Origin of the sequence: Maribacter sp. LLG6340-A2, from assembly GCF_045057105.1 — a bacterium.
Taxonomy (GTDB): Bacteria; Bacteroidota; Bacteroidia; order Flavobacteriales; family Flavobacteriaceae; genus Maribacter.
The window spans coordinates 674,214-699,008 of sequence record NZ_CP159332.1; the positions used below are offsets into that span (position 1 = coordinate 674,214).

Genomic DNA, 24,795 nt, shown 5'->3' on the forward strand with positions numbered 1-24,795 from the left:
AAATGATATTATGAGTAAAAATATAAAAATTGAAGAGCAACAAAATTCCTCCCCATTGGGGAGGTTAGGTGGGGCTACCGTTTTAGTCATAGACAATTACGATAGTTTCACTTATAATCTTGTGCATTATTTAGAGGAATTGGGTTGCGAGGTTATTGTTAAACGTAATGACCAACTTACCTTAGAAGAGGTTGAAGCATTTGATAAAATTGTACTTTCTCCTGGTCCGGGTATACCAGACGAAGCCGGTCTACTTAAACCAATAATTGAGAAATATGCACCTACCAAAAGTATTTTTGGGGTATGCCTAGGGCAACAAGCAATAGCAGAGGTCTTTGGTGGTACGTTGATTAATTTAAAAGAGGTATATCATGGTATTGCCACTAAGGTCAATATTACCAAAGATGCGGTTATATTTAAAGATATACCTAAAGAAATTGAAGTGGGCAGGTATCATTCTTGGGTTGTAAATCCTGATTTACCGGAAGTTTTAGAAACAACTTCGGTTGATGAAAACGGACAAATAATGTCTTTACGCCATAAGGAATATGATGTACATGCCGTGCAGTTTCACCCGGAATCGGTGCTTACTCCGCAAGGAAAAAAAATGTTAGAAAATTGGTTACGCTTCTAACTCTAATAGGGTGAACTATATTGAACAATGAAAATTAACACACATAAAAATAAATAAGGAGACCTTTATTCCTCCCCTTTGGGGAGGTTAGGTGGGGCCTATGAAAGAAACATTAAACAAGCTTATAAATCACGAGATACTTTCTAAAGAAGATGCCAAACGCATTTTGGTGAATATCGCAAAGGGTGATTATAACACAAGTCAGATCGCGGCTTTCTTGACCGTCTATATGATGCGAAGCATTACCATTGAAGAATTAGAGGGTTTTAGAGATGCTTTGTTAGATTTATGCCTAGCGGTAGATTTATCTGCTTACAATCCTATTGACCTTTGTGGTACAGGCGGCGATGGTAAGGACACTTTTAATATTTCTACACTGGCTTCTTTTGTTACCGCTGGTGCAGGTGTAAAAGTTACTAAGCATGGTAATTATGGGGTATCTTCAAAATGTGGTAGTAGTAATGTGATGGAATTTTTAGGGATAAAATTCAGCAACGACGCCGGCTTTCTTGAAAAATGTATTGATGAGGCAGGAATTTGTGTATTGCACGCCCCCCTATTTCATCCAGCTATGAAAAATGTGGCTCCTATTCGTAAAGATCTAGCAGTGAAAACATTCTTTAATATGTTGGGCCCAATGGTAAACCCTGCATTTCCAAAGAACCAAATGGTGGGTGTTTTTAACCTTGAGCTAGCTCGTATGTATGGCTATCTTTATCAGAAAACCGATAAGAATTTTACAGTACTCCATGCTTTAGACGGTTATGACGAAATATCATTGACAGGTAGCACCAAGACCATTTCAAATACTACCGAGGCGATGCTAAACCCATCTGATTTTGGTGTGGCAGAAATTAAACAATCGGATATTGTTGGTGGTGATGGTATAGCATCTTCCGCTCAAATTTTCATGAACGTTTTACAAGGCAAAGGTACCGAAGCACAAAATAATGTGGTATGTGCCAATGCCGGTATCGCCATTGCAACGGTAAACAACCTAACCCCTATTCAAGGTTTTGAAAAAGCAAGGGAATCGCTGTTAAGCGGTAACGGATTGGCAGCGTTGAAAAAAATACAGGAATTGAGTAAAAATTAAAAGGGGAGCACCCTAGCCCCAAAGGGGGAATATTAAAGAAACTAAAAAGAACAAAAATGAGTTCTGAAAAAACAAATAAAACCATACCAAGTACCTCCCCTCTGGGGAGGTCAGGTGGGGCTAATATACTTTCAAAAATAGTAGCCGATAAACGCAAGGAGGTCGAGTTGAAAAAGTCGATTATCCCGGTTTCTCAATATGAAGCTTCTGCCCTTTTCGAAAGAAAAACAAATTCTTTAGCACAAGCGCTTAGAAATAGTGACACGGGAATAATCTCTGAATTTAAACGCAGATCTCCGTCAAAAAATACCATTAACCAAAATGCCAATGTTGGGCAAGTTGCTAAAGGTTACGAGAATGCCGGAGTTTGCGGAATGAGTGTACTTACTGATATTAAATATTTTGGAGGCTCTATTGAAGATTTGGTTTTAGCACGTGCATCGGTTAACCTTCCGTTATTACGAAAAGAATTTATCATAAGCGAATACCAAATTTTAGAAGCCAAAGCTTATGGTGCCGATGTTATACTTTTAATAGCTGCTGTGCTGACTAGGGAAGAAATTAAAAAGTTCTCCGAACTGGCAAAAAGCTTGGGTCTAGATGTACTCTTAGAGGTTCATAACGAAGAAGAGCTTCACAAATCTATTATGCCCAGTATAGATATGTTAGGTGTTAACAATAGAAACCTGAAGACCTTTGAGGTTAGTTTAGAGACTAGCAAATCACTTTCTAACTTAATTCCCGATGATTTTGTAAAAGTGTCCGAAAGCGGAATTAGCTCTATTGAAGCTATTAAAGAGTTAAAGGAATATGGTTATCAAGGTTTTCTTATTGGTGAAAACTTTATGAAAACCGACAACCCAGGTGAAAGCGCCATAACGTTCATAAAAGATTTAAAAAAATAACATGAAACTCAAAATCTGCGGAATGAAACTAAATACATCTGATGTTGCTCAATTGCAACCAGATTATCTTGGTTTTATATTTTGGGAACCTTCATCAAGATATTTTAAAGGTGAAATTCCAGATTTACCACATCAAATAAGTAAAATTGGTGTTTTTGTGGATGCAGATATAGATGATGTTATTAAAATTGTCAATAAGCATAAATTACAAGGAGTTCAATTGCATGGTCATGAGAGTGTTGAATACTGTGTACAAGTTGCTTCCGAATTAAAAAAATGCAATCAGAAGGTCGATATTATTAAAGTTTTCTCCATAAAGGAAGCATTCAATTTTGATGTACTAACACCTTATGAAAATGTATGCGACTATTATCTTTTTGACACCAAAGGAAAGTTACCTGGTGGTAATGGTTACACATTTAATTGGTCTGTCTTAAAAGATTACCCTTCTACCAAACCTTTCTTTTTAAGCGGTGGAATTGGGCTGAACAATCTTGATAAGATTAATGAATTTTTAAAAAGCCCCGAGTCTAAGTATTGCTATGCCATTGATGTAAATAGCAGATTTGAAATAGAACCGGGTTTAAAAAATATTGAAGAATTAAGTGAGTTTAAAAAAGTATTAAGTTGATATTATTTCAATCATATAAAAGTTACTTAGAGCTAAAAAGATGCAAAAAGAAGATAATATAAATTCCCCCTTTGGGGGTGTAGGGGGCTTTAATGCTGACGAAAAAGGATACTACGGTGAATTTGGCGGTGCCTTTATTCCCGAAATGTTGTACCCAAACGTTGAAGAACTACGACAAAATTATTTAAAACTGATGTATGAAGATTCTTTTCAGAAAGAATTCAATCAGCTTTTAAAAGACTATGTTGGTAGACCTTCCCCCCTATATTTTGCCAAACGCCTTTCTGAAAAGCATGGGTGTAAAATATACTTAAAAAGAGAAGATCTAAACCACACAGGGGCACATAAAGTCAACAATACCATTGGTCAAATTCTTATGGCTCAAAAATTGGGCAAAACTAGAATTATTGCCGAAACTGGTGCTGGGCAACACGGTGTAGCTACTGCTACCGTTTGTGCTTTAATGGGCATGGAATGTATTGTGTATATGGGTGAAATTGACATTGCCCGTCAAGCACCTAACGTGGCTCGTATGAAAATGTTGGGTGCAGAAGTAAGACCTGCAAAATCTGGTAGTAGAACCCTAAAAGATGCCACAAACGAAGCTATTAGAGATTGGATCAACAATCCGGTAGACACTCATTATATTATTGGATCTGCCATTGGCCCGCATCCTTATCCAGATATGGTAACCCGTTTTCAATCTGTAATTTCAGAGGAAATAAAGTGGCAATTAAAGGAGAAAGAAGGTCGTGAAAACCCCGATTATGTAGTGGCTTGTATTGGTGGTGGCAGTAACGCAGCTGGTACGTACTACCATTTTTTACATGAACCTGATGTTGGCATAATTGCGGTAGAAGCTGCTGGCAAAGGTGTAGATTCTGGAGAAAGCGCAGCTACATCGGCACTTGGCAAAGTTGGGATAATTCATGGTTGTAAAACTATGCTAATGCAAACAACAGATGGTCAAATTACAGAACCCTATTCTATATCTGCCGGATTGGATTATCCTGGTGTTGGTCCAATGCATTCGCATCTTTACAAATCTGGTCGCGCAGAGTTTTATTCGGCAACAGATGATGAGGCAATGGCTGCTGGCCTTGAGTTATCTAAATTGGAAGGTATTATTCCTGCAATTGAAACAGGACATGCTTTTGCCATTTTTGAACATAAAAAATTTGAAAAAGATGATGTTGTCGTTATCAGCCTTTCTGGTCGTGGAGACAAAGATTTAAATACCTATATAGATTACTTTAAGCTAGCATAACTTTATTATGAGCAATAGAATTACTACAAAATTAGAAGAAGGTAAAAAACTGCTTTCCATATATTTTACCGCTGGGTATCCTGCACTCAACGATACCGTTAACATCATTGAAGATTTAGAAAAAAACGGTGTTGATATGATTGAAATTGGATTACCATTTAGTGATCCTTTAGCGGACGGACCAACAATTCAAGAAAGCTCTACTGCTGCATTGAAAAACGGAATGACCACCGAAATTCTTTTTAGCCAACTTAAAGATATTCGCAAAACGGTTTCTATACCATTGATCATCATGGGGTATTTTAATCCCGTGCTTCAATACGGTGTGGAGGCTTTTTGCAAAAAATGTCAGGAAATTGGTATCGACGGACTTATTCTACCCGATTTACCGCTAGATGTTTATCAAGATGAGTACGAAGAAACGTTTAAAAAATACGGACTTTTAAATGTATTTCTAATTACGCCACAGACTAGTGATGAGCGGATCCAACAAATCGATAACGCCTCAAATGGGTTTATTTATATGGTAAGTTCTGCGAGTGTTACCGGTTCTAAATCTGGATTTGGGCAAGAACAAGAGAATTACTTTGAGCGTATCGCTAACATGAAATTAAAGAATCCACAAATTGTTGGTTTCGGTATTAAAGACGAAGAGACTTTTCAGCAAGCTACCAAAACAGCTAAAGGAGCCATTATAGGCTCTGCCTTTATTAAGCACTTGACTGCAAACGGAGTACATTCCATTGCAAAGTTTGTAAAAGCTATCCGTTAATAAAATTAAATCCATAAAGAGATTTAACACTATATTTTTATTTAATACACAGAACAACAACTAGTTAGCTGTAAGATTTTATATACATCTATTTAAACAAAAGGTACATTACCAAGAAAATAGGACGTTAATCGAGAAATTAACCTCTCCTATTGCCTTACCTATATTTTTATGTGGTTAAACCAGACCACAATGAAAATAAAACTACCACTAGACCGTACCAAAAAAGTTGTATTAAGTATAGTTTCGTTATGTCTTTTAAGTGCCATACCTTACTTTTCAGGATCAGGTTTAGATAGCCCAGAACCTATGGGCGCTTTTTTAAATGGTGCATTCCCGGACAAGTCCAATGCAAGCGATCCCTATATCAGTGTTTTTCCTAATCTAACTTTTAACTCGCCATTGACCTTTACTCCGGTTCCCAATACCAATACCTTGGTTGTGGGTCAAAGGGACGGCAAAATTTATTGGTTTGAAAACAGGAACGATGTTGCAGGAAAAAATCTCCTAGCAGATTTTTCCAATGAGGTTGGTGTAGTTTGGGACGGTGGTTTTCTTGGATTATCCATACACCCAGAATTTGGCACGAACGGAAAAAATTATTTCTATCTTTTCTATACGACCAAAGATGGACAAGGGCGCGATTATCCAGATTCTTTCCTAAGTGGTTTTGGCTGTAGCCGGGAGGACTATTGGGGCGGATTTTTAATTTTAAAAAGAATAGAGGTTGACCCGGCTACGATGAGCGTTGTGGCGAATAGCGACCTTGAAATGATTAAAATGCGCATGTTCAGCTCTACCCATCGCGGTGGTGGTATGGCATTTGGTGACGATGGTTTTCTTTATATACCAACGGGTGACCAATCCGCATATAGCAAGCCGCAAAACAGTACTACCAATTTAGATGGTGGTGTTCTAAGAATTGATGTTGATCAAGACCCGAACAAAAGCCATGCACCAATTAGAAAAATGCCACAAGGAGGGCGTTTTCCCGATGAAATTTCTGGAGTTGGTTATGGTATTCCCAATGACAATCCTTTTTTAAGCCCAGACGGCAGTAGATTTGAAGAATATTATACCGTGGGTCATAGAAATCCGCATAGAATGACCAAAGATAAGCTTACGGGAACTTTTTATATAGGTGAGATTGGTGAAGGCAGACATGAGGAAATCAATATTATAAAACCTGGCAAGAACTATGGTTGGCCAGTATTTGAAGGTAACTACAACCGCGGCACTTCTTGTACCAATTTATTGGACGGTATGCCACACGAACGCCCATTGGTAGCATTTCCACGATCAGATGCCAATGCATTAATTGGTGGTTATGTATATAGAGGGGCGGCCATGCCGGATTATTATGGAAAATATATTTGTGCCGATTATGGTGTTGGTGAAGAAATATGGGCCGTAGATATTGATACTGGTGAGTACGAAACCATTACGCAATTTTCCCCTACGAATATTATATCCTTTGGCGAAGACCACAAAGGAGAGCTTTACTTGCTCAGCCAAGGTAATAATGTAAAACTCTACAAGCTTAGGCAACAAGGGGAATTGGAGGGCAGTGTTCCGCAATTATTATCGGAAACAGGTGCTTTTACCAATATGGAGACATTAGTACCAAACCAGGGCTTACTACCCTATGAACTGATAGAATCCTTTTGGTCAGACGGTGCAGAGAAAAAACGTTGGATGGCCATACCGAACAACGGTACTCATAATACTTCAACAGAACAAATTTCATTTTCCGAAAATGACGATTGGCAATTTCCAGTTGGTAGTGTTTTGGTAAAACATTTTGAATTGCCCATAGATGAAAACAACCCGTCATTGACCCGAAGGTTGGAAACAAGATTTTCGGTTAAGGCTAGTACGGGATCATTCTATTTTCTAACATATAAATGGAACGAACAACAAACTGATGCGGTTTTATTGGAAACTGGTTTGGACGAGAATATAAGCGTTACAAAAAGTGATGGCAGTACAGAAATACAAAAGTGGAGTTACCCCTCTACACAAGATTGTATATCATGTCACAATCCTGCTACCGGAGGTGCCTTAGGCACAAACACAAGATATCTGAACAGTGATTATACCTATGAAACAACAGGGCGTACCGCAAACCAATTGGTTACACTAAGCCACTTAGGTATTCTGGATGAAACTATCAACGATGCGGCAACACCAAATTTTCAGACCTATAAGGCAATGAACGACCCATTGGCCACGCTAGATGAAAAAGCAAGATCTTATATGGACTTAAATTGCGCCTATTGTCATAGGCCGGGCGGTACAGGAGATAGAGCCCAGTTTGACCTTAGACTGTTCAATAGTTTAGCCCAGACCGGATTGTTTGACGCTGGCACCAATTCTCCAATTGGTATTCCCGGAGAACGCATTTTTGTGCCCGGCAGTGCAGATGAGTCCATTTTGTACCATAGAACCAACTCATCTGACCCGAGTATTATGATGCCTCCGATCTCCAAAAACAGGGTAGATGCCAAGGCCGTTCAATTAATACGGGATTGGATCAATCAAATGGACCCAGAGCCTTGCGGAATTAGAAATGTGGTAGAAAACTTTAGCGATGCATCAACCAATGAGTGGACTACATCAGGAACGGCGTCTACAGGAACATTCGTAGTTGCTGATCCCACCGCTCAGACCACATCTGGCATTCTTACCCAACCCGAGGATGATCATAGTGAAACGGATAACAATGCATTCTTCACCGCGACCAACTCCGCCGTGGGTGTAAATGATGTGGACGGCGGGGTAACTATTGCTACTTCCCCAATGTATAACATAGTAGAGGAATCTGAACTTTCTATTTGGTATTTCTTTGGACAGCGGGATGCCGGCGACGACAATGGCGATTATTTCTTACTGGAATATTCTATTGATGCAGGAAATAACTATACCACATTGGCATCTTACGGTGATGAAACCGTAGTGGCAAATTGGACAAACGCAACGGCAATTATTCCTCCAAACTCCAACTTGGTTGTTCGTGTGTCCGCAGCGGATGGCCCTAATGACGGTGATATTGTAGAAGCGGGTATAGATGATTTTACCATTACCACCATATGTGTAGACCCCATAAGGGTCACAGCTGTTGAATTGACACCAGAAACACTAAATTTAGTTGAAGGTGACTCCCAACAGTTAAATGCCCTTATTATTCCTTCGGATGCCGATGACACTTCAGTAACTTGGTCTAGCAGCGATAATACTATTGCCATGGTAGACGCCAACGGTTTGGTAAATGCTATTGGTGAAGGGGTCGCAACCATACGTGTAATAACAAACGATGGACAATTTACGGATACTTCAATAATTACTGTTGAACGTGCTGAAATTCCAGTTACCGGTATTTCACTTTCACAGGAAACCCTAACACTAAATCAAGGGGAGACCAGCACCTTAATTGCAACGGTGGCGCCAGAGGAAGCTGACGAAAAAACTGTAACATGGGCAACGGAAAATGACCAAGTAGCCATTGTGGACAACAATGGAAAGCTAACTGCCATAGGACCCGGAGAAACTGTTATTACGGCTACCACACTTGACGGAGGCTACACGGCATCTACATTCATTACCGTAAATGCTGCCCCAAATGTTGAAGTGTTGGTTGCTCCTAACCCCGCAGATTATGTCATATATATATATTTTGGATATATTGAGCCATTGAACATTACTACGTTATATATCTATGACCAGAGCAATACTCTTGTAAAAACGTTTAGTGATCCGGCTTCAATTTTAGATGGGGAGAATTACAGATTACCTATTGCGGATTTACCAGTGGGCAATTATACCGTAGAGGGCATAAGTTCTATTGGTAATTATCAAAAAGAATTTAGCATTGAAAGGGAAAGTATTGCTGTTACGGGAATTAGCCTAAACTTATCTAACGCCAATGTTCAGGTTGGCAATCAATTATCGTTAATACCGAGTATTACCCCAAACAATGCAACCGATCAAACTGTATTATGGAGCTCAAGCAATACCAATATTGTTACTGTGGACGCTTCTGGAAAAATCACAGGGGAATCTGAAGGTAATGCCATTGTAACGGCCACAACGGTAGATGGTAACTTTACAGCTACCAGTACCATAAATGTTAGCACTGACCCGGTCAATAATGTAGAAATATTAATGGCACCAACCCCAGCGGACTATGTCGTTTATGTATTTTTTGATGCATTGGAACCTTTGGAAATAACTGCGCTTAACATTTATGATAGTAACAACAACTTGGTGAAATCATTTAACGACCCTGGGGCCGTATTAGTTGATGGTGATAATTATAGGCTTCTTATAAATAACCTGCCAGTAGGCGTATACACCGTAGAAGGTGTCAGTACTACCGGGTCATACTCCAAACAGCTTACCATAGCACGCGATATTGTTCCGGTCACGGGGCTGAGCTTAGGGCTACCTACGGCTTCTATGATCGTAGGGGAACAATTGACCATACCGGCAACCATAGAACCATCAGATGCAACGGATCAAACTATCCTTTGGAGTTCTAACGATGAAGATATTGCTACGGTAGATGAATTTGGAACGGTAACGGCTTTATCTCAAGGTGAAGTCATTATAACCGCCATAACTTCTGACGGAAATTATGAGGCCACATCTACAATTACCGTAACGCCCATAATAATGCTGATTGCCCCCAACCCGGCCACTTTTGTAATCTATGTATATTTCTATTCTCCCAACCCAATGGAAATTTCGGCCATACATATTTATGATGCAATGGGTAGATTGGTCAAAAGCTTTAACGATCCTGCCGCAACTTTGGTAGAAGGAAACAATTATAGATTGCTGGTAGAGGAATTACCATCAGGTTATTATTTTGTTGAAGGAATTACAACCTTAGGTAATTATCAAAAACAAATTGTAATTGAATAATTTTTATGAAATGAATTAAAAAGGCTACCCAAAAATGGGTAGCCTTTTTTTATTGTACAATTCTTAGAAGGATACTGCATTACCCGTACTCATTTACCCTGCTTTTTACTACATTTAGAGAATATATGATGAACATTGATATGAAAAAATTTCTATTTCTTTTAATTACCCTATGGGCCTTTCAAAATCACGCCCAAGACTCTACTCTAATAAAATCTAAAGTAGCCAATGCCATAGCAGAACTAAGGGATTTTGTGTTATTGCCAAATGACGCCAATAATCCAGAAGATATTGACACCAACCTGTACTGGTTAAGAAAAAAATTTACGGAAAGAGGCTTCAATTCTTCCATTTTGGAAACAGAAGGACTTCCCCTGTTTTTTGCAGCTATGCCCATAGATGACAACAAACCAACAATATTGTTCTATATGCACTTTGACGGTCAATCTGTGGATCCCGTTAAATGGGATCAACAAGACCCTTACAAAGTGGAGTTAAAATCTAAGGATGGTGATGGGTGGAAAACCGAATCTTTTGATGATTTGAATGATGACATCAATTATGAATGGAGGTTATTTGGACGATCAACATCTGATGACAAAGGGCCTATCATCATGTTTTTAAACGCCATAGACATATTACAAAAAGAACAGAAAGAATTACCTTTTAATATAAAGATAATTTTAGATAGTGAAGAAGAAAAAAGTAGTGCCCCCCTACCCAAAGCGGTACGGGTCTACAAAGATTTATTAAAAGCGGATTTTTTAATTATCAACGACGGACCTGTTCATGCCTCTGGCCAACCCACCATTGTTTATGGCTGCAGAGGAATTACCACATTGTCCATAACTACGTATGGCCCTATAAAACCCCAACACAGCGGGCACTATGGTAACTACGCCCCTAACCCGGGAATGCAATTGGCCCATTTACTATCATCACTTAAGGATGAAGATGGTAGAGTGCTTGTAAAAGGGTTTTATGATGGTATAGATTTAGATGAAGCTACCCTACAAGTCTTGAAAAGTGTCCCGGACAATGCAAATGACATCAATTCAAATTTAGCAATTTCGAGCCCTGATAAGGTAGGTTCGTTTTATCAAGAATCTTTACAATATCCTTCTTTAAATGTTAGGGGACTAGGTTCTGGTTGGATCGGTAAAAACGCAAGGACGATCGTACCAGCAGAGGCTACCGCAGAGTTAGATTTGAGATTGGTTCCTGAATCTGATGGAAATAGATTAAAAACCTTGGTAAAAGAACATATTAAAAATCTTGGTTACCATATTTTAAGTACCGTACCTACAAAGGAAGAACGTATGAAATACGACAAAATAGTCACCATAATCGAAGGAAATGTAACCGATGCTTTTAGAACGGACTTAACAAACCCTTTTGGTAATATCTTAGTTAAAACAATGGAATCCAAATTTGGAGCAAGGCCTGTGCAAATACGCATTATGGGCGGTACCGTACCAATTTCCCCATTTATCAATGAATTGAAAATACCTGCTTTTATTGTACCCATGGTCAATCCTGACAATAACCAACACAGCCCTAATGAAAACTTGAAAATTGGACAGATTGCTTATGGAATTCAATTATTCCATGCCATTCTTAGCAGTACCGATATTTCTAAATAAGGTGTTTTAACATTCACTAACAAAGGTTTACAAATGCCTTAACGGAGATTTTACCTGTTTTTAGTTAGTTTAAAGGTGAACTTAAAAACGAAGAAAATGGGAGTAATAAAAGATAAGAAAAAATTTAAAAGAAAAGTTGAACAAAGTAATCCTACCAACCCTACCGGGAATACCGATGTAGATACCAACAAATTTGATATTGATAAGAGTACAATTAAAGATCAACAGAATAAAATGTAGTTAAAACCAACTCATTAAAAAAGCCCGATGTAAACATCGGGCTTTTTTGTTTTATAAACTGAATCCTTATGCAGAATTTCTACTGGCATTAATATTACCGTACAATGAACGGGTAACAATTTTCTCGTACAATTCTTTAAACTCCGTTCCTTCACCAATGCGCTGAAGCGCATATTGTTGAATAACCAATAATGGCAGTACAATATTTTCCCTAATATTGATAGATTCCCTGGAAATTGCCTCTTTTTCCATTAAAATTTCCATACCGGACAATTTCAACAGCATAGTTTTAGAAAGCTCATATTCCGCATGTAGAATATCCCAAAAGGCACCAAATTCATCATTTTCCTTCATATAACTTGTAAGTTCAAAATAACATTTGGACAAACTCATCATACTATTCATCATCAAGGCCTGAAAAAACGGTACTTGATCATACAACTTTTTAGCTTCGTTAAATCTACCGTCATCCTCTAATTTTTTAAGGGCGGTACCTATTCCATAATACCCAGGAACATTTTGTTTTAACTGGCTCCAAGAACCCACAAACGAAATGGCACGTAAATCACTCAGTTCCAATTTGGCCTTATTTCCACGCTTACCAGGTCTACTACCTATATTTGCTTTGGTATAATATTTAAGCGTACTCATATTTTCCAAGTACGGCATAAATTTATCATGATGTTTTAACGCATCGTATTTCTTAAAGCTTAATTCTGAAAGTTCTTCGATCAAAGCTCTATCGGCATCGGAAATTGTTATCTCCTTTCCTAAAATGGTGTTGGACAAACCTGCGGTCAATAACTGCTCACTATTATAGATAAACTGCTCTTTTGTTCCGTAGGTACTGGTTATGGTCTGTCCTTGTATGGTCAATTGAATTTCGTTATTGGCCACTTTATTGGTTTGGGCCGCATAGAAACGATGGGTTTTACCGCCACCCCTTGCCGGTGGGCCTCCCCTTCCATCAAAGAATATTGCCGCAATATCATTTTCCTCACATACGGCAGAAAGTGTTTCCTTCGTTTTTAAAATAGACCAGTTAGCCTTTAGGTATCCACCATCTTTGGTACCATCAGAAAAGCCCAACATAATTGTTTGCTTCTTATTTCTATTTTCCAAGTGGGTCTTATACTCCGGTAAATTAAATAAGAACTGCATGGTTGCCTGGGCGTTATCCATACCGTTCATGGTTTCAAAAAGCGGCACAATATCAAAGGTTATTTCCTTATTTGCCCACCCACACCATCTAAACAAAGCGTATACGAACAAAATGGAGAAAACATCCTCAGAATTACTAATGATATAACGATTACACCCTTCTTCTCCATTTTTCTCTTGTATGGTCTGTAACTGCCATATATTCTTAATGGTATCCTTTACAATTTCCTCGTCATAATCATTGGCCGTCAACTGTAGCTCCTCATGCAATAAAATATCTATAAGTTGATCATCAGATAATTCACCAAGCTCTTTTTGAATAAAACCATGTTTTTTCAAGACCTCTGTCATTACCTTGGTATGCATACTATGGTCTTGACGAATATCTATGGTTGCAAAATGAACTTTAAAAATTTTCACTTTATCTATAAAGCGATCCAAATCGCCCAAATAAAGACTTTGATATTTATCAATTAGAATTGTACGTATTTCTTCTAGGGGAAGTATTAAATCATCATAGCCTATATCCTTTGTACTATCGAACATGGCGATGTATAAATTGGACCTTAGTTTATGCAATGGTTCCTGAACCGCTTTAAACGTAAGCTTGTGCAACAATCCTTTTAGGTCGTTGTAATAACATTTCATTAAGGTCAATCTTAATTCATTCATTACATCCTTGGTAATATCTGCCGTAACAAACGGGTTACCGTCCCTATCTCCCCCTGGCCAAAATCCTAGCTTTACAATATCATGGTTCTCAAATTTTTTGGAGCCAACGCTACCTTTAATATACGCGTACATATCGCCAATGGCATCATAATATACGTGTCTAAGAGTATAGATAATATTCTTGGCCTCATCTAAAGGGGTAGGCTTTTTGGCATTTATTAGAGAAGTTAGTCCCAATTGCTGTAACCCTACATCTATTTCATCTATTTTATCCTCAAGGATAAGCGTTCTTAAATTGGTAATGATATCCAATACTGCCGGGGTGTAGAATTGAGTAGGATGGGCCGTTAGAACAATTCTTGCACTGAAAGAACTTAATTTGTCCCAAATAGAATCCCAGTCATTGTTCTTCTCTACCAGTTGAAAATAATCCTTTAACGATAAAGAGCTTGAATGCTTATGCAATTTTGGAAATGCCGCATCTTCTACACTATCATAAAGCACTACTTGGCGCTCTACGTATTGTATAATGCGAAACATAAAATCTATTTGTTCCTTTTCTGACTTTGTATCAACAAAATTCTCGAAAAAATTCTCTAGAATTTCCTTGGGATTTAATCCATTGCTCAATCCTTTCTCCGACTGGTTCAGTAGTAAAGGAATTAACATACCTACATTCTCAATATTCTCATAAGGAAGATTAAGAAATAGACTATTGTAAACATTAAACTTATTCTGGACAGATTTCTTAAATTCTGCCAACCTTTCTTTTTGCTGCATATTTCAAAAACTTTATGCCACTTATTTTTGGCAAACATGATAAATTTCGTGTATAAATATCGCTAATCCTAAATAATCTAAGGCATGATTTTAGCGAAATATCAGAATACTGACAGGATACCACAAAATAGTAGGTATTCACAACAAATATTCCAAAAAACAATATGGTACATATACCTTTATCCTGTAATTAAGTATACAAATTTTCATTTTCATATAGTGTTCTCGTAAAAGAGTCCTGTCTACAAAGCAGGACTCTTTTTAGTTTACCCTACTTTTTAAAAATGTTTTTCATACTGAAGTACACGAAAATCCAAGGTAGTAAAAGCAGGGTTTCTGGATTTTAATTGCTTATAGCTTTCCAAGCTCCCAACCGCCCTATTTGCCGCGCCAGATGGCGCTGTTAATGATACTGTCGTAATTTCTACTTCAGTTTTTGGATGTACAAAGCTATGTACCCTAGGCACCTCATCCACAAGCTTTTCCAAAACAACATTATGTTCCTTAAGGTGTTTACGGAAAAAATATTCCGGGCCATTTTTACTATTGCCACCTGTAAATAATAAGGTGGTTATTTTTGGATAATTCTCAAGATAACCTAAGACATTTCTTAGGGTTATATGCTTCATTCCAAGATCAGAGGCATCTATCTTGGTTCTCTTTGCTGCTGCGACAATATCACAAACACCAATCTTACGTTGCTTAAGAAACCGTTTTCTTTGGTCTATTGCTTCTTGAGAAGTTTCAAACTTTAGATTTAATTCAAAAATACGATTCAATATTGGCCATAATTGACCGTCCTTACTTCCATAGCAAAAATCTACATCACCCTCTTTTAATTCCCCCGTTGTAAATCTGGGCGGCGGCAAGGTGCCTACTATTAATTTTACCGTATCATTATGTATAAATGGTTTGTAAGGATGGGTATGTAAAAACATAAAACGGGTTAAGGGTTTAATTACATGAGTCCATAAAAACGACCGTTCATTTCTAAATTACTAACTTTAAATGAATGTAAAGAATTAAATTATGGGCAAAGGAGATAAAAAATCAAAAAAAGGAAAAATATCAAATAATTCCTATGGTTCAAGAAGGCCTAGAAAAATAAAAAAAAGGCCCACTGTTGAGGAAAAGATAAAAATCAATAAAAAGAAATAGAATTATTCGTCTATTCTAAAGGTCAACACTACATTATCCGCTTCATCAATATTAATCTGATAGGTGTAAAAGCCTACAGGCAAGGTGTCTGAAGGAACTTCATCCGGAAAATAATTATAGCTGGTAGAATCGGTAAGAATGGTCAAGGCACTAGTTTTGTACGCTTTGTCATATCCTAGATATTCTGAAAATTCATCAGGTGCAATGTTTTCATATACCGTATCTCTTTGTGCTACGCGAACCTCATTGAATAAAAATTGGGTACTGTTCTGGATTCTAATATTCACCATATCAATATTGTCATCCCTATCCGTACAGGAAAACAATACTATTACACTAAGAACAGCTAATAAATATACCCTTTTCATAAATGTTATTTTTCTATAGTAAATAACGTAGAAGCGTATATAATATTTTATCTAATAAATACCGGCTGATTCTCCTTTAATGTATGTTCTTGGCTAAATTGGTAATCATCTAAGTTATACCCTTTAATATCTTCCAAGGTATTAGCATCATTATCTATGATATAACGTACCATTGATCCCCGTGCCTTTTTTGCAAAAAAACTGATAATTTTTAACTTATCATTCTTCCAATCCTTGAAAATAGGGGTAATAATAGTCGCCTTTATATTTTTAGGCTGTAATACATTATAATATTCATTACTGGCTAAATTGACCAATAGTTCCCCTTGCGCCATCTCATCATTTAAAAAATTGGTGAGCCTATTTCCCCAATATTCATATATATTTTTTTTCCTTCCGATTTTTAATGATGTTCCCATTTCCAATCTATAAGGCTGCATTAAATCCAACGGTTTTAGAATTCCGTACTGGCCAGATAAAATTCTTAGTTTTTCCTGAAGGGCCATCATCTTTTCCTCTGTCAAGGAATAGGCATCCAAGCCTTGATACACATCTCCACTAAAGGCATAAATTGCCTGTCTTGCATTATCTGGGGTAAACGGGGTTGTAAAATCCTGATTTCGCTGCCAGTTCAATTGGGCCAATTTATCCGAAATGGACATAAGATCGGACAAAGCCTTTGGTTTTTTCTTGGACAAAACTTTATTGAGCTTCTCTGCATCATCAATAAAACTAGGTTCAGTATATACCTTTACAGGAAGTGCACTTTCATAATCCAATGACTTGGCAGGCGAAATAACAATTTTCATAATGCAATTTTTATTTGCCGACAAAAATAAAGAGTAAATAAGGGAAGACCAATAAAATGATATAAAAGACTTTTAATGATACTATTAGAAAATCTTATTCTATACTATTTTTAGTGTATTGACGCCATTTTTCTATGGCACTGGCCATATCCTCTGGTATTTCAGAATCAAAACTCATATGCTCACCGGTGACAGGATGGGTAAATCCAAGCGTTTTAGCATGTAAGGCCTGTCTTGGCAATAATTTAAAGGTATTCTCCACAAATTGCCTATATTTTGTAAAGGTAGTCCCTTTCAAAATTCGCTCCCCACCATAGCGTTCATCATTGAACAAGGTATGCCCTATAAATTTCATATGAACACGTATTTGATGCGTTCTACCGGTCTCTAATTTACAGGACACCAACGTTACATAACCCAAGCGTTCAAGTACCTTAAAATGGGTAACTGCCTCCTTTCCTTCTTCACCTTCCGGAAAAACGTGCATTTGAAGCCTATTTTTAGGATTTCTACCCACATTGCCAATAATGGTACCTTCATCTTCTTCCACATTTCCCCAAACCAATGCAATGTATTCCCGCTCAGAAGTTTTATCGAAAAATTGCTTTGCCAAATGGGTCATTGCGGCTTCGGTTTTGGCAACGACCAATAATCCGGAAGTATCCTTATCAATCCTATGCACCAACCCTGGGCGCTCATTACTATTTACGGGTAAGTTATCCGTATGGTGAATAAGAGCATTTATCAAGGTACCCGAATAATTTCCGTGACCGGGATGTACTACCATTCCTGCAGGCTTATTGACTACCAAAAGGACTTGATCCTCATAGACAATATCCAATGGAATATCCTCCGGAATCAATAAAAATTCATGGGGAGGATGCTCAAACATAACTTTTACCTCATCACCCGCCTTTACTTTATAATTTGATTTTACGATCTGATCGTTTACCCAAACGTGGCCATCTTTTGCAGCTTGCTGAATTTTGTTCCTAGTAGCGTTTTCTATAAAATTCATTAAGAACTTATCTACACGTAATGGTACTTGACCTTTAGACGCTACAACACGATGGTGTTCAAAAAGTTCCCCGTCCTCGTTTTCGGGTTGTTCTATATTGCTCATTCCTGTTCTGAATCTGCCTTTATTATAGCCCGCTCCGGTATTGTACCGTTACCACAGATTAATTCTATTTTAGAAGTTTTTGGAAGCTTGTCCCCTGGTTTTATGTATTTTCCCTTGTGTTTTAATTGATATACCATATCCTTTCCCAACTCATCTACATAGGTAACACGCTCCACATCCAGGCCTACCGCCTTTAACATAGAAGAGGCATTTCTTTTGGTAACCTGTATTATTTTTGGCACCGTTACTTTCTTATATCCAGAAGGGTTTACCGTGAAATAAATTTTTCTATTGGTCTTTACTTTGGCACCTGCAGACGGTGTTTGTTCAATGATAGAAAATCTTGGATAATCCGGATTGTAATTTGCAGAATCCAAAACCTCATACCTAAGACCTGCATCCTCAATGGATTTTCTCATTTCCATTACCGATAGTTTAGAAAAATCTGGCACCTCCACAAATTCGCCATGATTTGTTGTACTATTTAGCCAATTCAAGACCAAAAAAATAATGATTATGGAAAATAAAAGGGCCAGACCTAATTGAATTAAAAAGGTCTTACTCCTTAAAAAATTTAAAAAATTTCTCATACAAGTTGTTTCACCCAACAAATATAGTAAATGCCCCTTTACCATTAAGCGGGTTCTATTGGGAACTTCTCATGAAATTGACCAACACTCCGTATAAATTAATGGTGCACTACTCTTTTTTATTTTACCTCAATACTTCATCTTTGTCATAACATTCTCTTTATCTACAACTCATGAAAAAAAATATAGCGATAATAATGGGCGGCTATTCTAGCGAATATAAGATATCGTTAAAAAGCGGCCATGTAGTCTATACGTACTTGGACAAAGAAAAATTTAACCTGTATCCTATACATATCTTTAAGGATAAATGGGTTTATGTGGATGATGCCGGCACAGAAACCCCCATAGACCGTAACAATTTCTCCATACAATTAGACGGCACTTCTATTACCTTTGATTGTGTATTCAATGCCATACATGGTACACCCGGAGAAGACGGCCTCATGCAAGCTTATTTTAATTTGTTGAACATACCACATACCTCATGTGGGTTCTACCAAGCAGCACTAACCTTCAACAAAAGGGATTTATTGAGTGTTTTAAAAGCCTATGGCATAAAATCTGCACCAGCCTATTATTTAAATTTAGGTGATGACATTAACGAAACCGAAATCATTGAGAAAGTAAAATTACCTTGTTTCGTAAAAGCGAATAAGTCAGGTAGTAGTTATGGTATTACCAAGGTCTATAAAAAAGAAGAACTAAAGAATGCTATAGAAACGGCCTATAAAGAGGATGACGAAATTATTATAGAAGGATTTTTAGAAGGTACGGAAGTTTCTGTAGGAGTATTAAAAATTAATGGAGAAACTACTGTATTGCCCATTACGGAAATTGTAAGTGAAAATGACTTTTTTGATTATGAGGCCAAGTATGAGGGTAAATCCCAAGAAATTACCCCGGCAAGAATCAATGATGAACAACTGGCCAATGTAACCGCAGTATCAAAAAAAATATATAATATCCTTAAAATGACAGGTTTTTCCAGAAGCGAATTTATCTTTATTGGCAATGAACCGTACCTGCTTGAAGTGAATACCACTCCTGGTTTAACAACAGAAAGCATTTTGCCCCAGCAAGCCCAAAAAGCCGGTATATCCTTAACTCAATTATTTGAAAATGCCATTACAGAAGCATTATCTTAATTTACCTATATTTAGGACGTAAATTACACTTATGAGACGCGCAATATTCCCCGGTTCTTTTGACCCCCTAACCTTAGGGCACCATGATATTATTATGCGAGGTATTACCCTTTTTGATGAAATCATTATTGCCATTGGTAAAAATGCCGATAAAAAATACATGTTCACATTAGAACAGCGCATGAAATTCATCACAGAAACTTTTAAGGATGAGCCCAAAATTTCCGTTAAATCATATCAAGGTCTTACGGTGGATTTTTGTAAGAAAGTGAACGCCAATTTTATTTTAAGAGGATTAAGAAATCCCGGGGATTTTGAATTTGAGAAAGCTATTGCACATACAAACAGAAAACTATCTGAGATAGAAACCGTGTTTTTATTGACCTCATCAGGAAAATCTTATATCAGTTCCTCTATTGTTAGAGATGTAATTAGAAACAATGGTGACTACACCGGACTAGTACCTTCTTTTGTAAGAAAAGAGTAAAAAATAGGTTTTACACCACACAAATACAGTTTTCAACAACGTATATTGATAAAATGACAACAATTTACCTGTAAAAGTTAGAATATTCCATTATTTTAGTAGGAAAATTCTTTCTGACTATGCTAAAATCAAACAAGAGTGTCATTTCGTCATTAGATTGGATTGCGCAAATACCTTCCTCCATAGCAATCATAGATACAGATTTAAAATTACAAAGCGCTTCTCCAAAGTGGCTTTCTATTTTTAATTTTGATTTGGAGCAAATAAAAGGTCAAGAAATATTTCATCTTTTTCCCGAACTTGGTTCAGAACTTCAAACACGGTTAAGGTATAGTTTGGACGGTCTTAGGGATATAAAGTTTAAATTTGCTCCTACCCCGGAAATTGAAGCTACTGACAATTCTATTTGGCATTTAAACCCTTGGAAAGATGGTTACGGAAATATTATAGGTGTCATCATAAAAGTTGAAACCATTTCAAAGGCAGAAGAGTTGCAATGGGAACTAAGCAAAACCAAACATCTATTAAATGAAAAAAACTCCATTGCACAAATAGGAAGTTGGGAGTTTGATATTGAGAAAAACCTATTGCAATGGACACCGGCCGTCTACAAAATTTATGGAGTTTCCACTGACTTTAAGCCAACTATAGAAAAAGCCATTGATTTTTATTCACCCAAAAAATCTAGAAACACCATTAAAAATTCTTTGGAGGAAGCAAAAAAAGCCGGTGTACCATGGAATGAAAAACTGCAATTAAGACAACAAGACGGAACGGTTATTTGGGTTAATACTATTGGTCGACCAAAATTTAAAGACGGTAAATGCACCAGAATCATTGGTACCATACAAAACATTACCGATACCTTTACCGCCCCATCAGATACCATTAGCTTATATGGCAAACAATATCCATTATTTGAGAAGGTAGATTTTGGGTTAGCAATCATTGATCTGTCCTCTGGAAAAATAAAAAACGTAAATAATAAACTGGTACAGCTTTTAGGTTTTGACAAATCCTATTTATTACATAAGCCTTTCTCCCAATTTATAAAAAACAACAAGAGATTAGACCTTGGTAAACTACGTAAACAGTTGAAAACAAATGATGAGTTCAATGGCGTTAAAACAAGTATCCTTGATAAAGACAATAAAACCATATACATTAAAATATCTGGTACCATAATTGACCATAACATCAATAAAAATATATTATGTACCATTAAGAATATTTCAACGGAAACGAATCTTGAAAAAAACTACAAAAAGACTATAAGGTTATCCGCTGAAAAAAATGAAAAATTATTGAATTTTGCCCACATGGTTTCCCACAACCTAAAAACCCATGCCTCTAACTTTTCTTTACTACTTAATTTTTTAAATTCAGAAAATGGCACTAACGAGCGCAAGAAACTAATACAAATGTTATTTAGCGCATCGGACAACCTCACTACGACCATTAAAGGATTAAGGGAAATAGTGGAAGTACGGTCAAACATCAACCTAGAAAAGAAATTACTTTCCTTAAACGAACATATTTTTTTGGCAGAACAGAACGTAGCTGGCTTATTAAAGGAAACCCAGGGTAAAATTGTGAATGAAGTTCCAGATTCTCTCATGGTAAAGGCATTTCCTGCATACCTTAATAGTATATTGACCAACTGTATTACCAATTCTATAAAATATCGTAAAGAAGGTAAAAGTCCTATTATTATTTTAAGTGCCGAAGAAGAAAAACACTATACGGTTTTAAGTATTGAGGATAACGGAATGGGAATGGATCTTAAAAAATATGGCAATAAATTATTTGGCCTATATAATACGTTTCATAAAAATAAAGATTCTAGAGGTATTGGTCTTTATATTACCAAGAATCAGGTTGAGGCCATGAACGGTAAAATAACGGCAAATAGTACTGTTGGGCAAGGAACCATCTTTAAAATATTCTTTAATAAAAAATGATATCTGTGTAAGAAAAAAAAGGCCGTATTTCCTTTTACACAACGTAATTTGAAACATTCACAACAAATATAGTTTAAACCTACAAACAGCAATTAATTTAGTAAGAAATTACAACAGTATGATTAAAGTTCCCCAAACTACGACTACTTCATTCTTAATTAAACAATTGCCAACACCAACGGCATTTGTTGATACTAATTTTAATATTGTACACACATCCGATAAATGGATGCAGTTGTTCAGTAAGCAAAATAAATCAAACAAAAAGACCAGTCTTTTTAAATTGTTTCCCAATCTAAGTCCAAAATGGAAAAATGTATTGGAAAACTGTTTTAAAGGTAAGCCCCAACCCTTGGGAATTCACCAAGCATTGGACGACAATAATAATGAAGTATGGTATGAGTGGTCCAATTCTCCTTGGTACAATACCGATGAAGAAATTATTGGGGCAATTATTCAGATTACAGATATTACCGATTCTATAAATAGCGAATTAGAACTCAATAAAAAGGACCAGTTGCTAAAACAGCAAGCCGAAATCACCAAAATTGGTAGATGGGAGTATGATGTCAACAATAATATTTTAACCTGGTGCAACATTACCAAGGCCATACATGAAGTACCTCCACATTTTACCCCTAATATTGAAAACGCCATATATTATTATAAAGAAGGACATAGCCGTAATGCTATATCCATGGCACTTTTTGAAGCCCAGGAAAAAGGTAAGGCATGGAGCAACTTAAAATTACAAATTGTAACGGCCAATGGAGATGAAAAATGGGTGATGTCTGGCGGCAAACCTATTTACCACAATGGTGAATTGGTAGGGTTAATAGGTACCTTTCAAGATATACAGGAACAGGTAGATGCAGATAACAAAACCCTTAACAATGAAAAATTGCTAAGAACCTTGATCGATAATCTACCGGTAAACGTTTATATAAAAGATACAGAGTCCAGGAAAATACTGGTAAACAAAGCAGAATGCGATTTTTTGGGGGTTGATAGTCCTGAAGAAATTTTAGGTAAGAGTGATTTTGACTTGTATCCTTCAGAATCTGCTGCAAGATCAAGAGAAGAGGACCTAATGGTAATGAATACCTTAAAACCCATTATCAGTAAAGAAACGCTAAACATAAAATTAGATGGTAAGGAAACCTCTTTTTTAAGTTCCAAAATTCCATTGCTGAACAATAAAGGGGTTGCCTATGGTATTGTGGGCATTAGTTTGGATATTACCGCACTAAAAGAAAAGGAAACAGAGCTTAGAAATATTATCAACATTGCATCTATTCAAAATAAAAAACTGTTGAATTTTGCCCATATCGTTTCTCATAACTTAAGATCACACTCGGCTAATTTTTCTATGCTGTTAGACTTTTTAAAGGATGAGGAGGATGAAAACGAGAAAAAACGCATTATTAAAATGTTATCGGACTCATCCAATAACTTATTGGAAACCTTGGATAACTTAAATGACGTAATCTCTATAAACACCAACACCAATATTGAAAAAAAATCAATTAATCTACATCAAAAAGTATTGGATGTACATCAATATTTAACGGGCTACCTTCTAAATAACAAAGCAGAAATTAAAAATAACATTCCTAAAAATTTTAAGGTAAAATCCGTACCTTCCTATCTAGACAGTATTTTGAATAATTTCATTACCAACGCGGTAAAATACAAGGACCCAACCAGAAACTGTAAAATTGTACTTAGTGCTTCTAAAGAAAAAGGTTACTCGGTATTGACCATTTCAGACAATGGCCTGGGTATAAATCTTGAGAAGCACGGCAAAAAACTATTTGGAATGTATAAAACCTTCCATGAGCATAAAGATGCAAGAGGTATTGGTCTATACATCACCAAAAACCAAATAGACGCAATGAACGGTAAAGTTGAAGTTTCTAGTGAAGTAGGAAAAGGAACGGAATTTAAAATATTCTTTAATGATAAAAATTAGTGAGATCACTATAGTAGATGATGATGCGATTACGGTTTTTGGCTTAAGAAAATTAATTAGTCTTACCGTTGAATGTGATAATATAGAATCTTATGTAAATGGTAAATTGGCCATAGATGCCATAAAGGATAAACTGAATAACGATCAACCATTACCTAAAATAATCTTTTTAGATATAAATATGCCTATAATGGACGGTTGGGAGTTTTTAGAAGCGTTTATAAAATTACCTATACAGGAAAGGATAAGAATCAATATTGTTACTTCTTCAATAGACCCATACGACAAAGAGCAGTGGGAACATTACAGAGCTAATAGTCATCATCTGATTACCTTTAATCAAAAGCCTATCCACAAATCTAAAATAGAGGACATTACCAAAGTTGCTGAAACCTTGAACTAATTCTTACATTTGTATTAGTTTAAAATCATGCACCTCCTTTATTTAAATTGGC

Annotated in this window: 21 protein-coding genes; 15 read left to right on the plus strand and 6 right to left on the minus strand. The window is 36.6% G+C overall.

The genetic code is table 11. The annotated features are described in order from the left end of the window. Positions 1 to 10 precede the first annotated feature (10 nt). The 9 genes from ABVM52_RS02740 to ABVM52_RS02780 all read left to right on the plus strand — a co-directional run bounded on the left by ABVM52_RS02740 (position 11) and on the right by ABVM52_RS02780 (position 12,111). Positions 11 to 634 (plus strand): anthranilate synthase component II, encoded by a 624-nt coding sequence (locus tag ABVM52_RS02740; protein ID WP_405383470.1) that lies wholly within the window; start codon positions 11 to 13, stop codon positions 632 to 634. Between the two features lie 100 nt (positions 635 to 734). Next, on the plus strand, positions 735 to 1,730 hold the full coding sequence (gene trpD, locus ABVM52_RS02745) for an anthranilate phosphoribosyltransferase (protein ID WP_405383472.1): 996 nt from the start codon (positions 735 to 737) through the stop codon (positions 1,728 to 1,730). Between the two features lie 56 nt (positions 1,731 to 1,786). Continuing rightward, entirely contained in the window at positions 1,787 to 2,635 is an 849-nt protein-coding gene (gene trpC, locus ABVM52_RS02750; protein ID WP_405383474.1) for an indole-3-glycerol phosphate synthase TrpC, read from the plus strand. A gap of 1 nt (position 2,636) precedes the next feature. Further along, positions 2,637 to 3,266: a phosphoribosylanthranilate isomerase gene (locus ABVM52_RS02755; protein ID WP_405383476.1), complete on the plus strand. Its 630-nt coding sequence runs from the start codon at positions 2,637 to 2,639 to the stop codon at positions 3,264 to 3,266. A 40-nt stretch (positions 3,267 to 3,306) separates the two neighbouring features. Then, positions 3,307 to 4,533, plus strand: coding sequence for a tryptophan synthase subunit beta (gene trpB, locus ABVM52_RS02760; protein ID WP_405383478.1), 1,227 nt, complete (start codon positions 3,307 to 3,309; stop codon positions 4,531 to 4,533). A gap of 7 nt (positions 4,534 to 4,540) precedes the next feature. After that, complete coding sequence (gene trpA / locus ABVM52_RS02765; RefSeq protein WP_405383480.1) at positions 4,541 to 5,305, plus strand: tryptophan synthase subunit alpha; 765 nt, start codon at positions 4,541 to 4,543, stop codon at positions 5,303 to 5,305. 192 nt (positions 5,306 to 5,497) lie between these two features. Further along, entirely contained in the window at positions 5,498 to 10,228 is a 4,731-nt protein-coding gene (locus ABVM52_RS02770; protein ID WP_405383482.1) for an Ig-like domain-containing protein, read from the plus strand. 140 nt (positions 10,229 to 10,368) lie between these two features. Further along, complete coding sequence (locus ABVM52_RS02775) at positions 10,369 to 11,871, plus strand: M20/M25/M40 family metallo-hydrolase (RefSeq protein WP_405383484.1); 1,503 nt, start codon at positions 10,369 to 10,371, stop codon at positions 11,869 to 11,871. Positions 11,872 to 11,967: 96 nt separating this feature from the next. Then, positions 11,968 to 12,111, plus strand: a complete 144-nt coding sequence (locus ABVM52_RS02780) for a hypothetical protein (RefSeq protein WP_405383486.1) — start codon at positions 11,968 to 11,970, stop codon at positions 12,109 to 12,111. A gap of 66 nt (positions 12,112 to 12,177) precedes the next feature. On the opposite strand, the gene ABVM52_RS02785 is transcribed toward ABVM52_RS02780, so the two are convergent. After that, entirely contained in the window at positions 12,178 to 14,724 is a 2,547-nt protein-coding gene (locus ABVM52_RS02785; RefSeq protein WP_405383488.1) for a phosphoenolpyruvate carboxylase, read from the minus strand. 278 nt (positions 14,725 to 15,002) lie between these two features. Beyond that, the gene (locus ABVM52_RS02790) at positions 15,003 to 15,662 is read right to left on the minus strand and encodes a uracil-DNA glycosylase family protein (RefSeq protein WP_405383490.1); all 660 of its coding nucleotides are present in this window, start codon (positions 15,660 to 15,662) and stop codon (positions 15,003 to 15,005) included. A gap of 91 nt (positions 15,663 to 15,753) precedes the next feature. Between ABVM52_RS02790 and ABVM52_RS02795 the strand changes: the two genes are divergently transcribed. Further along, entirely contained in the window at positions 15,754 to 15,882 is a 129-nt protein-coding gene (locus tag ABVM52_RS02795) for a 30S ribosomal protein THX (RefSeq protein ID WP_405383492.1), read from the plus strand. 2 nt (positions 15,883 to 15,884) lie between these two features. On the opposite strand, the gene ABVM52_RS02800 is transcribed toward ABVM52_RS02795, so the two are convergent. From ABVM52_RS02800 to ABVM52_RS02815, 4 genes are all read right to left on the minus strand, one after another. Beyond that, positions 15,885 to 16,250, minus strand: coding sequence for a hypothetical protein (locus ABVM52_RS02800; protein WP_405383494.1), 366 nt, complete (start codon positions 16,248 to 16,250; stop codon positions 15,885 to 15,887). Between the two features lie 47 nt (positions 16,251 to 16,297). Then, positions 16,298 to 17,059, minus strand: coding sequence for a peroxide stress protein YaaA (gene yaaA, locus ABVM52_RS02805; protein ID WP_405383496.1), 762 nt, complete (start codon positions 17,057 to 17,059; stop codon positions 16,298 to 16,300). A 94-nt stretch (positions 17,060 to 17,153) separates the two neighbouring features. After that, a complete protein-coding gene (locus tag ABVM52_RS02810) occupies positions 17,154 to 18,182 on the minus strand; it encodes an RluA family pseudouridine synthase (protein WP_405383498.1) in 1,029 nt (342 codons plus the stop codon). Then, on the minus strand, positions 18,179 to 18,772 hold the full coding sequence (locus ABVM52_RS02815; RefSeq protein WP_405383500.1) for a PASTA domain-containing protein: 594 nt from the start codon (positions 18,770 to 18,772) through the stop codon (positions 18,179 to 18,181). The genes ABVM52_RS02810 and ABVM52_RS02815 overlap by 4 nt, the downstream gene beginning before the upstream one ends. 173 nt (positions 18,773 to 18,945) lie before the next feature. Here ABVM52_RS02815 and ABVM52_RS02820 point away from each other — a divergent pair, with 173 nt between their 5' ends. From ABVM52_RS02820 to ABVM52_RS02840, 5 genes are all read left to right on the plus strand, one after another. Beyond that, positions 18,946 to 19,920: a D-alanine--D-alanine ligase gene (locus ABVM52_RS02820; protein ID WP_405383502.1), complete on the plus strand. Its 975-nt coding sequence runs from the start codon at positions 18,946 to 18,948 to the stop codon at positions 19,918 to 19,920. 31 nt (positions 19,921 to 19,951) lie between these two features. After that, complete coding sequence (coaD, locus tag ABVM52_RS02825) at positions 19,952 to 20,407, plus strand: pantetheine-phosphate adenylyltransferase (protein ID WP_405383504.1); 456 nt, start codon at positions 19,952 to 19,954, stop codon at positions 20,405 to 20,407. Positions 20,408 to 20,526: 119 nt separating this feature from the next. After that, positions 20,527 to 22,368 carry a PAS domain S-box protein gene (locus ABVM52_RS02830; protein WP_405383506.1) on the plus strand — a complete coding sequence of 614 codons (1,842 nt, stop codon included), beginning with the start codon at positions 20,527 to 20,529 and terminating at the stop codon, positions 22,366 to 22,368. Positions 22,369 to 22,486: 118 nt separating this feature from the next. Then, positions 22,487 to 24,340, plus strand: a complete 1,854-nt coding sequence (locus ABVM52_RS02835; protein WP_405383508.1) for a PAS domain-containing protein — start codon at positions 22,487 to 22,489, stop codon at positions 24,338 to 24,340. Beyond that, a complete protein-coding gene (locus ABVM52_RS02840) occupies positions 24,327 to 24,743 on the plus strand; it encodes a response regulator (protein WP_405383510.1) in 417 nt (138 codons plus the stop codon). The genes ABVM52_RS02835 and ABVM52_RS02840 overlap by 14 nt, the downstream gene beginning before the upstream one ends. Positions 24,744 to 24,795 lie beyond the last annotated feature (52 nt).

Bases quoted from the DNA above. Each gene is read 5' to 3' on its own strand.
- ABVM52_RS02740 (WP_405383470.1), top strand. From the start codon at position 11: ATGAGTAAAAATATAAAAATTGAAGAGCAACAAAATTCCTCCCCATTG.
- trpD (WP_405383472.1), top strand. From the start codon at position 735: ATGAAAGAAACATTAAACAAGCTTATAAATCACGAGATACTTTCTAAA.
- trpC (WP_405383474.1), top strand. From the start codon at position 1,787: ATGAGTTCTGAAAAAACAAATAAAACCATACCAAGTACCTCCCCTCTG.
- ABVM52_RS02755 (WP_405383476.1), top strand. From the start codon at position 2,637: ATGAAACTCAAAATCTGCGGAATGAAACTAAATACATCTGATGTTGCT.
- trpB (WP_405383478.1), top strand. From the start codon at position 3,307: ATGCAAAAAGAAGATAATATAAATTCCCCCTTTGGGGGTGTAGGGGGC.
- trpA (WP_405383480.1), top strand. From the start codon at position 4,541: ATGAGCAATAGAATTACTACAAAATTAGAAGAAGGTAAAAAACTGCTT.
- ABVM52_RS02770 (WP_405383482.1), top strand. From the start codon at position 5,498: ATGAAAATAAAACTACCACTAGACCGTACCAAAAAAGTTGTATTAAGT.
- ABVM52_RS02775 (WP_405383484.1), top strand. From the start codon at position 10,369: ATGAAAAAATTTCTATTTCTTTTAATTACCCTATGGGCCTTTCAAAAT.
- ABVM52_RS02780 (WP_405383486.1), top strand. From the start codon at position 11,968: ATGGGAGTAATAAAAGATAAGAAAAAATTTAAAAGAAAAGTTGAACAA.
- ABVM52_RS02785 (WP_405383488.1), bottom strand. From the start codon at position 14,724: ATGCAGCAAAAAGAAAGGTTGGCAGAATTTAAGAAATCTGTCCAGAAT.
- ABVM52_RS02790 (WP_405383490.1), bottom strand. From the start codon at position 15,662: ATGTTTTTACATACCCATCCTTACAAACCATTTATACATAATGATACG.
- ABVM52_RS02795 (WP_405383492.1), top strand. From the start codon at position 15,754: ATGGGCAAAGGAGATAAAAAATCAAAAAAAGGAAAAATATCAAATAAT.
- ABVM52_RS02800 (WP_405383494.1), bottom strand. From the start codon at position 16,250: ATGAAAAGGGTATATTTATTAGCTGTTCTTAGTGTAATAGTATTGTTT.
- yaaA (WP_405383496.1), bottom strand. From the start codon at position 17,059: ATGAAAATTGTTATTTCGCCTGCCAAGTCATTGGATTATGAAAGTGCA.
- ABVM52_RS02810 (WP_405383498.1), bottom strand. From the start codon at position 18,182: ATGAGCAATATAGAACAACCCGAAAACGAGGACGGGGAACTTTTTGAA.
- ABVM52_RS02815 (WP_405383500.1), bottom strand. From the start codon at position 18,772: ATGAGAAATTTTTTAAATTTTTTAAGGAGTAAGACCTTTTTAATTCAA.
- ABVM52_RS02820 (WP_405383502.1), top strand. From the start codon at position 18,946: ATGAAAAAAAATATAGCGATAATAATGGGCGGCTATTCTAGCGAATAT.
- coaD (WP_405383504.1), top strand. From the start codon at position 19,952: ATGAGACGCGCAATATTCCCCGGTTCTTTTGACCCCCTAACCTTAGGG.
- ABVM52_RS02830 (WP_405383506.1), top strand. From the start codon at position 20,527: ATGCTAAAATCAAACAAGAGTGTCATTTCGTCATTAGATTGGATTGCG.
- ABVM52_RS02835 (WP_405383508.1), top strand. From the start codon at position 22,487: ATGATTAAAGTTCCCCAAACTACGACTACTTCATTCTTAATTAAACAA.
- ABVM52_RS02840 (WP_405383510.1), top strand. From the start codon at position 24,327: ATGATAAAAATTAGTGAGATCACTATAGTAGATGATGATGCGATTACG.